The following is a 13,567-nucleotide window of genomic DNA, read 5'->3' on the forward strand; positions in this document are numbered from 1 at the left end:
CGGGCGCTCATTCTAAAAAGCAGCAAATGAGCGAAAAAGTTTCGTTCCAAGCCCTTCAAAGCGGGGCATGATGGTCATGAAACCCTCCTCCGGTAATGGATCTTTTAACAAAACTGCTTCCTTCATGCAGGAAAAGGGTTGATTTACTCTTAAGGGCTTCGTAGCAGATTTTTTATTTGAGTTAAGGTATGTCACGCGTGCGTTTAGTGATTCGAGTGTGCAAAAAGTTTAGCCAGAGTGCATTAATGAAGAATTTTATGCTATAGGGTGTGAAACTTTTTTATTTATTTTGCATAAAAAAGAGATTGAAATATTGAAATTTTTTGAATAAGATAAACGATATAAAGTATTTACATGTTATTCACACGAAAATAAATGACACTTCCAGTTAGAGAAGATTTTATTGATTCATCTTTTTATATAAATGTTAAAGAGGGGAGAGGGGAAACAGCGCATGGCCATCACGATAAAAGAAGTGGCACAAAGGGCGAATGTTGCTCCATCAACGGTTTCTCGAGTGATTTCGAATGATCCTCGTATAAGCGAAAAAACAAAGGTGCGTGTTCGAAAGATAATGGAAAGGTTAGGATATCATCCAAACTTTATAGCTCGAAGTCTTGCCAAACGATCAACCAGAATCATTGGCCTGGTCCTACCAAGTTCGTCAAACGTTTTTTATCAAAATCTATTTTTCCCTGCCATTCTCCAGGGTCTTAGTGAAGGGGCTCAAAAAGAGCAGTACTCCCTGTTATTAAGCACTGGGAAAACGGAAGATGAAATCTATGAGGGAGTCGTGAAGATGGTTCAAGGGGGAATAGTGGATGGGGTCATCCTTTTGTATTCAAGGATGAATGATCATATTCTCACCTATTTACGAGATAGGGCCTTTCCGTTCGTCAGTATTGGAAAACCATATGATTTCATTGAAGAGATCACGTATGTAGATAACGATAATGTCTTGGCTGCCGAACAAGCAACAGATTACCTTATTCAATTAGGACATGAAAGAATTGGATTCATTGGCGACGATTTAACCTTTGTCAAGACTTTAGATCGTTTATTTGGATACGAACGTGCATTGAAAAGGGCTGGTATCGTCCTAAGCGGGGAATATATCATACATGAGGATTTTTCACATGAAGGTGGACAAGCCGCTGCGAAAAGAATCCTATCAATCGACGAACCACCAACTGCTTTGGTAATGAGTGATGATTTTTTGGCACTTGGCGTTGTGCATTCTCTACGGGAAATGGGCCTACGGACTCCTGAGGAAATATCAATCGTCAGCTTCAATCAGGTTCTTTTCCCTGAACCATCATTCCATGGATTGACTTCTGTAGATATAAATATTTTCGATTTAGGATATCAGGCAGCTATAAGCATCATTCAGAAGCTGCAAACTGGAGATGCTTCGACTGGGTCTATCATTCCGCATCACTTTGTGGAGAGGCATTCATGCAAATCGATCAAGCGAACAGCGATGATGCTGACTAACTAAACAGAGCTGCGATATGCGTTAGCTTTATAAGAGGGCAGCCGGCTCGCTGCGTTTTGAACGTGGGATTTTTCATTGATGATGCATTCCATTTTAAATAAGAAGATTTTTATCGTTTTTCTTTGTAGTCCATTCCTAGGAAACCTTGCATGACCGTTGAAAATTGCTTGCAGGTTGCTTCACCTGTTGCATGAAGCAACCTGGATTACATGTCCATGCATCTGTTATGATTTAGGTAGAGACTTATCAAAAATATTGAGGTGAAAGATATGGTAAGAAGAAGATGGATAGCCTCCTGAAATAGATTGTTATTAATCTTAGGAGGCCATTTTAAAATATTGGAGATGTATATATAATGAAGCAAAACAAATACGATAATCCTGATTTCTTTTCTGCATATGAACAAATGCCGCGATCAATCAAAGGTCTTGAAGCTGCTGGAGAATGGCATGTATTAAAAAAGCTATTACCAGAACTGCGAAATAAAAGTATACTTGATTTGGGCTGCGGTTTCGGTTGGCATTGCCGATTTGCTCGCGAACAACAAGCAAGTTCTGTGATAGGTGTAGATATTTCTGCTAAAATGCTTCAAAAAGCCCGTGAAAAAACAGATGACCCTTTCATTTCATATATTGAAATGCCAATTGAAGACATCATTTTTTCGGACTCTACATTTGATGTAGTTGTAAGCTCGTTGGCTTTTCACTACATTAAGTCGTATGAAGCAATCAGCAAAAAGGTCTATGATTGCCTAAAGCCTGGGGGGACTTTTGTTTTTTCAGTTGAACATCCAATCTTTACTTCTCGAAACGATCAGGATTGGTATTTCGATGAACAAGGAAATCGTCTTCATTGGCCAGTGGATAACTATCAATCGGAAGGGGTACGGGAAACAACCTTCTTAACTGATAACGTTGTAAAATATCATCGAACGATTTCGACATATATAAATGACTTGATTGGTGCGGGGTTCAGCATAAGCGCAGTAAAGGAACCTATGCCTTCTGATGAAATGTTAAAAACTGTTCCTGAAATGAAAGAGGAAAACCGAAGACCTATGTTCCTAATCATCTCGGCAGTAAAGGTTGAATGAACGAACAGTACCTTACCGCCTTAAAAAGGCTGCCAATTGGCGGCCTTTTTAACGTATGATTCTTTAGACAATCTTACGAAATGTATATTTCATTAATAGTATCAATAAATTTATCCAAGGAGAATGAAATCCTGCGAATAAGTAAGTTTGTAAGTAAACCATGTGATTATTTTAATGAAATGGGTAATTGCAGTAATCTTGAAGATGATCTGGTAACGAGACTGGAAGCTTGTGAAATGGCGGTATCAAGGTTATCAGTAGTGAATATCAAGTTTCCCTTATCACTTATAACATTAATGAGCGAACTCGTGCATTACATCAATAAGGAAGGTTACTGAGGCAGCCTTTTCATTGCTGAATCAATACACAACAAATGTGGGGTGAATGATATTTGAAGTCATTTCAATTAAATGAAAAAACAAGATCTTTTTTATCCAACTATCAACTATTTGAAGAAGATTTGATACAACAAGTTCAGTTGCAGCACCGAATGGAATTAGTCGAAGCTTTTGGGATCCAAAAAGGAATGCGTGTATTGGAATTAGGATGTGGTCAAGGAGATACAACCGTTGCAATCGCAGACGCAGTAGGAGAAAACGGAAGAGTTGTCGCATTAGATATTGCTGGTCCCGATTACGGAGCACCATTAACAGTAGGTCAAGCAACTGGACGTATTAAGAAATCTCCACTAGGAGAACGGATTGACTTCCATTTGGAAATGGATTTTGACCTTTTTGAAGCAACCATACCATTTGACGTGGCGGTATTTTCCCATTGTTCATGGTATTTCAAGCAGCCGGAAGATTTATTGAATTATTTTAAAAAAATCCGAGGATTGGCAAAACATATATGCTTTGCAGAATGGGATCTCGATTTTACTTGCAGTACGCAACGTTCCCATTTTTTTGCAGTTTCCATCCAAGCCTTGCATTCAAACTTCGTAAAGAATGATGGGAATATCCAAAACCTTTTTCATAAAACGCAAATTCAACGGCTGCTCCAACAAGCAAATTTTGAAGTGGTCAAACAACTTACAGTCGATGCAAGCTTATTGCAAGACGGACGATGGGAAAAAAGCTATGCAAATGGCATCCGTGCAGATTTTATTAAAGTGCCTCCGATGATCCAAACGTTGATAACTGGTTATTATGAATTGATGAACACTTCAGATGGTAATGATCATTCATTAAATAGTTTCATTATTTGTGCTGAGTAAACCATTATGAACCAGGGATAATAAGGATTTTTTTATCTTTTGTCTTCGTGAAAAAAGGAAACAAAAATGATTCTCTAAGAAGCTTTGATTGTCTATTTTATTGCATTGTTTGCGCAAATTCAATGATAAGGGAAAGTGCTCTATCATCTCCCTTATGCGAATGGTGCTGGCAGATTTCACAGTAAACAAGTCAAAGGCGGACAATACAAGGAACCCTTTATTTTTAATAATTGAAGCTGAGAACATCGGGCACTTTTTAGTGCCTTTTTTAGCGCATAAGGTTGTGTCATCTCTGCACTAAAAGACAGATAACGGTTCAATACATATCGTGACAATAGACTCATCAAACATGGATTCCTTATCTTGGTCACTGAAAGTAAAGTTTATGATCTTCCGCTACTAAGATTTGATCCGTCTCGATTTACTTTCCCAATATTGCACAGAATACAATATTATTATATCGTTGTATCAATGATATGGTTCGTCAACTTAAACGATTGAACTGTTTATTGGAGGCAAATATTTAAATGAATAAATACGACCAACTAAATATTATTAGAGAAGATTTTATTAATTGTCAAAAAGTGCTTATGGCGATTGGCGATGAAACACGGCAGTCCATCTTGTTGGTTTTAATGGGAACGGACTGTGAAACAGGTTTGCGTGTAGGGGAAATCACTGAACAAACGCATCTTTCCCGTCCAGCGGTATCGCATCATCTTAAGATATTAAGGGATGCCGGTGTTATTTTAATGCGTAAAGAGGGCACGAAAAATTTTTATTATATTAATGTACGGACAAAATTAGATTTATTAAAAACACTAATGATGGATATTGATAAGTTTATGCTGGAGTTTTATTGAAAGTATCGCATCATTATTTGGAGGTATAGGCAATGAAAGCAATGGTTATTGATAAATACGGGAAAGCCCCACTTCGTCTGGCAGAAATGTCCACACCAGACATCGGTGAATATGAGGTACTCGCAGAAATTCATGCAGCTAGCATTAATCCTATTGATTTCAAGATACGAGATGGGAAAGTGAAATTGTTAATAAAGTATAAAATGCCGCTTATTTTGGGTAATGATTTTTCTGGGGTCGTGACGAAGGTTGGAGCAAAGGTGACCCGCTTTAAAGTCGGCGATGAAATATATGCACGTCCACGTAAGAGTAACATCGGAACTTTTGCCGAATTTATTTCAATTCATGAAAATGATACGGCCTTGAAACCTCATAATTTGAGCTTTGAGGAAGCGGCATCCATCCCATTGGTTGGCTTAACCTCGTATCAAGCCTTACATGACATCCTGCAATTACAAAAAGGACAAAAGATTTTGATCCAAGCTGGGGCTGGCGGAGTCGGTACCTTTGCCATTCAGCTGGCAAAACTAATGGGTGCCACTGTTGCCACGACTGCCAGTGATGCCGGCATGAATTTAGTGAAATCTCTTGGTGCAGATGTAATAATTAATTACAAGACAGAAAAATTTGAAGACATCCTGAAAAATTACGATGCGGTCTTTGATACACTTGGTGGCAATACTCTTGAAAAATCTTTCGAGGTTATAAAAGATGGAGGGAAAATTGTTTCCGTTTCAGGAATGCCAAATGCTCGTTTCGCTAAAGAATATGGTTCAGGATTATTTAAAAAAGTATTGTTTATAGCAGCAAGTAAGAAACTTACTGCACTTGAAAAAAAACATAATGTTCAGTATTCGTTTTTGTTTATGAAACCAAGCGGAGATCAATTGAGTGCGATAGCCAACTTTATTGAGTCTGGTAAAATCAAACCGATAATCGATAAGGTATTTCCATTTAATGATGCTCAAAAAGCGATGGAATATGCGGAGTCGGGAAGGGCTAAAGGAAAAATAATTTTAAAAATCAGGTAGCGTTTTCATTCAATAGCGCATGTTGCCTTTAACCATAAAAATCCATCTTGTAGAATGTTTGATCCCAATGGATTGTATTCACAATGGCTGTTTCGCATACTTTGTTGCTATTCACCAAGTAATGCGGTGTGGTTAAATTTCCTGCCATGTTCGCTTATCCAGAGGACGGGCGGTGAGGTCTCGCCTATACCGCTGCCCGCACGGGAGTCTCGCACTTCCGTTCAATCGTTTCGTAAAATAACAACCTTCCTATTAATCTTTATTTTTAAGATGCTTATGATAATAACGGTTTTCTCAGCTCCTAAAACGATCGATAAGTTTTTTTTGATTAAACCACTTCCCATATTCCAAGGTAAAGAAAAAGAAACCCCACGAGGCCCTTTCAGACATATTTTTTCCATTTATGATAATGCCTCTAAAAAAAGGTTTTATTGATGAGAAACAGAATAGTTATAATCAGGCCCTTGTATTTTGTGAGTCAATGATGGGCGATAGCCTAGTTTTGTGTGTGTTTCTGAAATTATTTTAAGGTCTGGTGGCTGGAAGGGAGTTTTTTCGATGAATATACATACTTGGCATAAGGAATCGAAAAAGGAATGGGATGACTTTGCGCCTATGTGGGTGAAGAATTCGCAAGAAATGTGGGGGACGGGTAGCCGGAAAAATATTATTCCGTTTATTTCCGGCTATGTGCAATCGGGTCTGAAAGTGGCCGACATAGGCTGTGGAGATGGAGTGGGCTCATTAAAACTTGCAGAAGCGGGATTTGAAGTGATTGGCGTCGATTTATCAAGTGTCATGATAGAATTTGCAAAAGGGAAAACGGCCAATCATCCCAATCTATCATTTCTTCAAGGAGATTTTACTAACCTGCCATTCAACGATGAAGAAATGGATGCGGCAATGGTCATTAATTCGTTGGAATACACGGGTGAACCTTTAACCGTGATGAAGGAAATCTGGCGGATCATGAAGCCCGGGGGGCATGTTTGTTTCGGGATACTTGGTCCGACAGCGGAACCGCGGAAACATTTCAGTTATCAACGGTTATTAGGGGACGAAGTGATCATGAATACCATGCTGCCATGGGAATTCGAAAAAATGGCAACGGAAATGGGATGGAAAACGGTCGCTGATACCGGAGTAGCGAAAAGAGGGGTCGACTATACTAAACTAGGACATTTCTCGAAGGATTTAAAGCAAGCGGTATCGTTCATGTGGTTATTCCTCCTTCAAAAAGAGGTGGCAGAGTGATGGAGAAGTATCAAATATATCAATTCGTCGAAAAGACGAAGCAGCAGGATAAAGGGCAGGGCTTATTCGAGTTAGAAACGGAACGAATTCTGGAAATCAACCTGGAAGAGCAAATCTGGGCAAAAATGGGGACGATGGTATCTTATCGGGGACAGATTAAATTCGAACGGGAAGGAATCTTGGAGCATGGTTTAGGTAAGCTCTTCAAAAAAGCGTTAACTGGCGAGGGTGCATCTTTAATGAAAGCGACCGGAACCGGCAAGCTATATGTCGCGGACCAGGGGAAGAAAATTTCAATTTTACAGTTGAATGGCGAATCCATCTGTGTCAACGGAAATGATTTACTCGCCTTTGAACCGGGCATTCAATGGGATATAAAAATGATGCGGCGCATTGCCGGTTTACTGGCGGGGGGATTATTCAATGTCAGGCTCGAGGGGAAAGGGATGGTGGCATTCACTTCCCATTATGAACCGCTTACGTTAATTGTGGAACCTGGTAATCCGGTTTATACGGACCCGAACGCCACTGTTGCCTGGTCCGGGGATCTCCAGCCTGAATTCGTGACAGATGTTTCATTAAAGTCGTTTTTCGGACGGGGAAGCGGCGAATCCGTCCAAATGAAATTCAATGGTCGGGGTTTCGTGGTTGTCCAACCTTATGAAGAGGTTTATTTCGGCAATAAAGAGTCATGAAACAAAAAACCTGGGTAAAAACTCAGGTTTTTTTGTTTCCCAAGAGATATATGAAAGGGGCTGCCCGAAGAAAAAACTACCTAGTAAAAGCATAACCAACCTTTCCCTTTCTCTTTCAATCCCACTCATAGGGAGTAGACTGGTAGACATAATAGTTGAGCCAATTAGAGAACATCAGGCTGCAATGGCTCTTCCAGCGGTGAAGCGGGACCTTCGAAGGGTCATCATCAGGAAAATAATTTTCAGGCAGCTGCGTATCGACCCCTCGTTCCCTATCGCGCCTGTACTCGTCACCGAGGGTTTCGGCATCATATTCGAAATGGCCGGTCACCATGATTCTTTTGCCATCGCTTGAAGCGGCAATCAAAACACCGGCTTGATCGGATTGAGCCAAAATCTTCAATTCGGCAATGCTGATAAGCTTTTGATAGTCAATATCCGTATAGCGTGAATGAGGAGCCATGAAAAAATCATCGAACCCGCGGACGAGATTTTCTTTTGGTTCAAGTACCTCATGCCTGTAAATGCCAAAGCATTTCTCCGGCAGCTCGTATTTGCCTATCCCATAATGATGGTACAGGGCAGCTTGGGCTCCCCAACAGATATGTAAGGTGGATGTAACATTTTTTGAGGACCAGTCCATGATGCTTTGCAGTTCTTCCCAATAATTCACGTCAGAGAATTTCAGCTTCTCGACGGGGGCGCCTGTAATGATCATGCCGTCGAATCGCTTTGTCCTTATATCATCAAAGGATTTGTAAAACTGATCCAAGTGAAATTTGCTTGTGTTTTTTGATTCGTGAGTGCTCAAGCGCAGGAATGAAATATTTACTTGAATCGGAGTATTGCCAAGAAAGCGCAGTAACTGAGCCTCTGTTTTTTCTTTCTCAGGCATCAGGTTCAAGATCAATATATTCAATGGGCGGATTTCCTGCTTGGTAGCTCTCTCCTCATCCATCACAAAGATATTTTCCTGTTCTAAAATCTCCTTAGCCGGCAGTTGTTCCGGTATTCTGATTGGCATGTTTATCCTCCTTCACCAAAATCATAATATTTTAATTATATAGAAAATTATCGAATAGAAAAGCTATTTTAATAATTTGTTGTAAATCGGAGAAGGAAATGGCCCGTTAATGGTAAAATGGGATGACGATAATAAACGCAAGAAGTCGGAGGTGTATGGAGATTGTTTGATCCTACAGCATTTGAAAACATGAAAGTGGTATTGGAAGGAGCGGTTTATGACCGTGATTTCGTCGGCGACATAACAGTCATAAGCCGTGATGATATCGTGAATCTCTCTACCATGTCCAGAACCTATAAGATTGGGCTGGAATTGAAGCAATCCGTGGCGCCCATTTCCATTAGCGGTGCAATCGAGATACACGCTGGAATCGAGAACCTAAGTGCAGAGTTACTTGAAGGCCATATTAATGAAACTCATACCGGATGCACGGTCGATATTTTCATCTCCATCCCGGCAAAGCTTGATGAAGTGATAGCCCAAGAGCTTTTGAACCAGTTGGAAAGAATATGGGGAGATCAGAGAATCATAACTTTCAAGACCAGCAAAACGGTTCGTAAAAAGGAGAAGCCCGATTATTCTACTGTTTGCAAGGTTTCTTTCGGAAGACTTGTGAAAGAAGAACAAATGGAAGACTTGGAAGATATGGTGGAGTATTTGATACAATCCATACAAGTAGTGAAGATTCAGGAATAATGGGTAAAGCAGAATAGTAAAATTGGTAAATGCACCTCTATATACGGTAAAATGACAGCATCATACCATAGGGGGAGATCATACATGTCCATATATGAATTTAAGGTCAATAAAATAAATGGCGAAACCATCTCGCTTGAAGAATACAGAGGCAAAGTAATGATTATAGTGAATACCGCAAGCAAATGCGGTTTTTCGCCACAGTATAATGATTTGCAAAGCCTGTATGTACAATATGAAGGACAGGGATTGGTCATCCTTGGGTTTCCGTGCAATCAGTTTTTGAACCAGGAGCCAGGAGATGATTTGGAAATCGATTCATATTGTAAACTGAATCATGGCGTCACCTTCCCGATGTTTGCAAAAGTGAATGTCAATGGAAAGGAGGCTCATCCATTATTCAGCTATCTGGCTGAAAATGCTCCAGGATTGATGGGGTCGAAATCGATAAAGTGGAATTTCACGAAGTTCTTGATCGATCGTGAAGGAAATATCATCAGTCGCTACGCACCCAAAACAAAACCATTGGAGCTTGAAAGCGATATAAAAAAATTATTATGAAAAATCAAATCGAGTTCATCAGAAAGAGCATGTTCTGTTGAGCTCTTTTTGTGCACCGCAGTTCCTTTTTCTAATGAATTAGTTGGAGTGGGATATAACTAGGGGGGGAAACGATGGAGCGAATCGCATGGGTAACGGACAGTACGGGAACTTTGGACGAAGATTTATCAATGAATGAACATGTTTACGTCGTTCCGATGGTCGTCATCATCGATGGAAAGGAATATGAAGACGGTGTCGACCTTTTACCTGAAGAGCTATACCGGAGGATGCGGGAGGAAAAAATAAACGCAACGACTTCACAGCCATCGGTCGGCAGATTCCATGCATTGTATAAGGAACTGGAAAAAGATTATGATCGGATCATAGCTGTCCACCTTTCAGGTGAATTGAGCGGGACCGTTTCTGCAAGCAGGCAAGCTGGCCAAATGGTTACGATTCCCGTTGACGTATTTGATACGTTACTTATCTCCTTTCCGATGATCTTGATCTTGAAAAGGCTGATGCAATATATGAATGAAGGGCTTTCCATCGAAAAAGCCTTTGCGAAAACGAGGGTGTATGCGGATAACCATGAAACCTATGTTGTAATCGGTTCTTTGGATCAGCTCCATCGCAGCGGGAGGCTAACGAACACACAATATATTCTTGGAAGTCTTTTGAGCTTCAAGCCGATCATTTCGATCGAGCACGGTTTGCTTCAGACTAAGTCGAAGCCTCGAAATCTAAAAAAAGCGGAAAAGCTGATTTTCTCGGATCTTTACCGATCCGTCGAAACGGGAAAAGTAAAAGAGTGCACCATCTTATATGGTGAGATGCTGGAAGAGGCCCTTAAATGGAAAAAACGGATTTCTGAAGAATGTCCCCACATCATTTCCCATATATCACCGCTTGGCAGTGCGATAGGCGTCCATACCGGGGAACAGACGATTGGACTGAGTTGGTTCAATGAAGATTAAAGCACAACTATACTGAGAACCATGGTAAAATGGAAAGGACATGGAGTGGTGATATGAAGCAAAAGATGATCGGTTTAACGGAGAAATATGTTTATGATCAATTGAATTTAGATGCCAGCGGCCATGATTGGTTCCATATCGATCGTGTTCGGAAGCTGGCTTTACATATTGCAAAAGAAGAAAAAAGGGGGAATGTGTTCATCATTGAAATGGCCGCACTCCTTCATGATATCCCGGATGATAAGTTAAACGACGATGTTGATGCAGCGTGGGGCAAGCTGGACGCTTGGTTGCAGGAATTAAAGCTGGATGAAGATCGTGTTAAGGCCATTCAAGAGATCATCCGCACCATTTCGTATAGTTCCGGGCAGCTGAAGCTGCCTTCCATCGAGGCTGAAATCGTTCAGGATGCCGATCGCCTCGATGCAATTGGCGCCATCGGGATTGCCAGGACATTTGCTTTTGGGGGGAAGAAGGGACAGCCCATGTATGATCCCGAGCTGCCGGTAAGGGAAAATATGTCCAAGATGGAGTACAGGAAGGGGAAAAGTTCTTCCGTTCATCACTTTTATGAAAAATTACTGAGCTTGAAAGATATGCTTAATACAAGTACGGCGAAGAAGATTGCTAGTGAAAGACATGAATATATGGTTGGATATTTAAAGGAATTTTATAAGGAATGGGATGTACGCTTATGAAAGTTTTTAGCATGGAACATGTAATGAAAACGCAAGGGGAGAAACTCCTTTTTAAGGATGTGTCTTTTTCCATCACTGAAGGGGAAAGAATCGGGATCGTGGGTATTAACGGCACCGGTAAATCGACATTGTTGAATATCATTGCCGGATTGGAAGATAGTGATCTGGGAACGAAGGATCACCCCAATGATTACACGATTTCTTATCTTTCGCAAGATCCGCATTTTGATGAGAAAATGACGATCATGGAATATATGTATGAAAGCTCAACTCCGGTATTCTCGTTGATTAAGGAGTACGAAAAAACGTTGGTTCAACTCCAGCTGGACCCACAGAATGGCGCTGTGCAGGATCGGTTGTTAAAACAGCAACAGGATATGGACACGCTTGGCGCCTGGGATACGAGTGCCAATGCCAGAACGATACTGACCAAGCTTGGCCTTCCAGATCACTCAAGGAAGCTGGGGGAGCTGTCAGGTGGCCAAAAAAAACGTGCGGCTCTGGCAAAAACATTGATTGAAACCCCTGATTTACTGATTTTGGATGAGCCTACCAACCATCTTGATTTCGAAAGCATCACTTGGCTGGAAGAATACTTGGGGAAATACCAGAAGTCGGTTTTATTCGTAACCCATGATCGCTATTTTCTTGATCGTATTTCCAATAAAATTTGGGAAATTGCTCAAACGCAGCTTTTCGAATACAAAGGAAATTATGCAGATTATTTAGAGTCCAAAGCCATCCGTGAAGAGAACGAATCCGCCGAGAGGTCGAAAAAAGAAAGTTTATTCAAGAAAGAGCTGGCCTGGATCCGTAAAGGTGCAAAGGCACGTACAACGAAGCAAAAGGCACGTATCCAGCGCTTTGAAACGTTGGAATCGGGTGTGAAGGATAAGCAAAAAACGGAGAGCCTGGAAATGGAATTGAGTGGCGCCCGACTTGGAAAGAAGGTACTGGAGCTGCAAGATATCTCTAAATCCTTTGGAGATCAGTCCATTATCAGCCGGTTTTCCTTCCTCTTCAAGCCAGGAGATCGAATTGGCATCGTCGGCAATAATGGCAGTGGGAAATCGACCCTGTTGAATATATTGGCCGGACGGGAGCCAATAGATGAAGGAAATGTGGAAATGGGGCAAACCGTTAAAATCGGCTACTATACCCAGGAAAGCGCCGATATGGATGAGAACCTCCGCATGATCGAGTATATTCGCGAAACGGCCGATTCGATCGCCCTTAAAGATGGAAGCTTCATTTCCGCCGCACAGATGCTTGAAAGGTTCCTCTTTCCGATGGGATCTCATGGAACACCGATCCGCAAGCTTTCCGGTGGCGAAAAAAGGCGATTATATCTCCTGAATATATTGATGGGGGCACCTAATGTGCTGCTATTGGATGAACCGACGAATGACCTGGACACGCAAACCTTAACGGTACTTGAAGATTATCTAGAAACGTTTTCAGGTGTCGTCATCACCGTATCACATGATCGGTATTTCCTTGATAAGACGTGCCATCAGCTTCTTGTTTTCAAGAAAAAAGGGGAAATCGATTTCTATTATGGGAATTACTCAGAGTTCTTGGAAGAAAAGACGGAAGAGGCCGCACCGGTAAAAGCGCCTGAGCCTCAGCCGAACCGGACAGAAAAGAAAAAGAAAAAGCTGACCTATGCCGAAAGTAAGGAATGGGAAGAGATAGAGGGGAACATGGAGCAAGTCGAGCTGCGCCTGAAAGACATCACGACAGACATGTCATCAGCCGGGAGCGATTTTGAACAAGTCCGCCTTCTGCTTGAAGAAGAAAAGGAATTAACGGAAAAACTGGAGCATATGCTGGAAAGATGGACGTATCTAGCGGGAAAATTGGAAGAAGAATAAGCGGGGACTGGCCCAAGGGAGAAAGCTGGGGTCAGTCTTTTTTTTCGTCAACCCCAATTGCATGAGAAACTGGAGCCGTTGTGATAATATCTAGTACATGGAAACGTT

The 13,567-nt window shown here is 41.2% G+C and carries 13 protein-coding genes; 12 read left to right on the forward strand and 1 reads right to left on the reverse strand.

Annotation, left to right across the window (positions count from 1 at the left end):
• Window positions 1-454: 454 nt before the first annotated feature.
• The 7 genes from CVN76_RS12750 (at window position 455) to CVN76_RS12785 (ending at window position 7,647) form a co-directional block, all read left to right on the forward strand.
• Window positions 455-1,498, forward strand: a complete 1,044-nt coding sequence (locus CVN76_RS12750) for a LacI family DNA-binding transcriptional regulator (RefSeq protein ID WP_100531542.1) — start codon at window positions 455-457, stop codon at window positions 1,496-1,498.
• A gap of 352 nt (window positions 1,499-1,850) precedes the next feature.
• Window positions 1,851-2,588 (forward strand): class I SAM-dependent methyltransferase, encoded by a 738-nt coding sequence (locus CVN76_RS12755; protein ID WP_100531543.1) that lies wholly within the window; start codon window positions 1,851-1,853, stop codon window positions 2,586-2,588.
• A 391-nt stretch (window positions 2,589-2,979) separates the two neighbouring features.
• Window positions 2,980-3,804 carry an SAM-dependent methyltransferase gene (locus CVN76_RS12760; RefSeq protein ID WP_100531544.1) on the forward strand — a complete coding sequence of 275 codons (825 nt, stop codon included), beginning with the start codon at window positions 2,980-2,982 and terminating at the stop codon, window positions 3,802-3,804.
• A gap of 527 nt (window positions 3,805-4,331) precedes the next feature.
• Window positions 4,332-4,667, forward strand: a complete 336-nt coding sequence (locus tag CVN76_RS12765) for an ArsR/SmtB family transcription factor (protein WP_100531545.1) — start codon at window positions 4,332-4,334, stop codon at window positions 4,665-4,667.
• 32 nt (window positions 4,668-4,699) lie between these two features.
• Window positions 4,700-5,698: an NADP-dependent oxidoreductase gene (locus CVN76_RS12770; RefSeq protein WP_100531546.1), complete on the forward strand. Its 999-nt coding sequence runs from the start codon at window positions 4,700-4,702 to the stop codon at window positions 5,696-5,698.
• Between the two features lie 558 nt (window positions 5,699-6,256).
• Window positions 6,257-6,952 carry a class I SAM-dependent methyltransferase gene (locus CVN76_RS12780; protein WP_100531548.1) on the forward strand — a complete coding sequence of 232 codons (696 nt, stop codon included), beginning with the start codon at window positions 6,257-6,259 and terminating at the stop codon, window positions 6,950-6,952.
• The gene (locus CVN76_RS12785; protein WP_061140401.1) at window positions 6,952-7,647 is read left to right on the forward strand and encodes an AIM24 family protein; all 696 of its coding nucleotides are present in this window, start codon (window positions 6,952-6,954) and stop codon (window positions 7,645-7,647) included. The genes CVN76_RS12780 and CVN76_RS12785 overlap by 1 nt, the downstream gene beginning before the upstream one ends.
• A 115-nt stretch (window positions 7,648-7,762) precedes the next feature.
• On the opposite strand, the gene metA is transcribed toward CVN76_RS12785, so the two are convergent.
• Window positions 7,763-8,671: a homoserine O-acetyltransferase MetA gene (gene metA / locus CVN76_RS12790; protein WP_100531549.1), complete on the reverse strand. Its 909-nt coding sequence runs from the start codon at window positions 8,669-8,671 to the stop codon at window positions 7,763-7,765.
• A 162-nt stretch (window positions 8,672-8,833) separates the two neighbouring features.
• Between metA and CVN76_RS12795 the strand changes: the two genes are divergently transcribed.
• The 5 genes from CVN76_RS12795 to CVN76_RS12815 all read left to right on the forward strand — a co-directional run bounded on the left by CVN76_RS12795 (window position 8,834) and on the right by CVN76_RS12815 (window position 13,459).
• A complete protein-coding gene (locus tag CVN76_RS12795; RefSeq protein ID WP_100531550.1) occupies window positions 8,834-9,367 on the forward strand; it encodes a hypothetical protein in 534 nt (177 codons plus the stop codon).
• Window positions 9,368-9,451: 84 nt separating this feature from the next.
• Window positions 9,452-9,928, forward strand: a complete 477-nt coding sequence (locus tag CVN76_RS12800) for a glutathione peroxidase (RefSeq protein ID WP_100531551.1) — start codon at window positions 9,452-9,454, stop codon at window positions 9,926-9,928.
• Between the two features lie 113 nt (window positions 9,929-10,041).
• On the forward strand, window positions 10,042-10,887 hold the full coding sequence (locus tag CVN76_RS12805) for a DegV family protein (protein ID WP_100531552.1): 846 nt from the start codon (window positions 10,042-10,044) through the stop codon (window positions 10,885-10,887).
• Window positions 10,888-10,940: 53 nt separating this feature from the next.
• A complete protein-coding gene (locus CVN76_RS12810) occupies window positions 10,941-11,585 on the forward strand; it encodes an HD domain-containing protein (RefSeq protein ID WP_100531553.1) in 645 nt (214 codons plus the stop codon).
• Entirely contained in the window at window positions 11,582-13,459 is a 1,878-nt protein-coding gene (locus tag CVN76_RS12815) for an ABC-F family ATP-binding cassette domain-containing protein (RefSeq protein WP_100531554.1), read from the forward strand. The genes CVN76_RS12810 and CVN76_RS12815 overlap by 4 nt, the downstream gene beginning before the upstream one ends.
• Window positions 13,460-13,567: the final 108 nt, after the last annotated feature.

The sequence above is a fragment of the Bacillus sp. mrc49 genome, assembly GCF_002803435.1.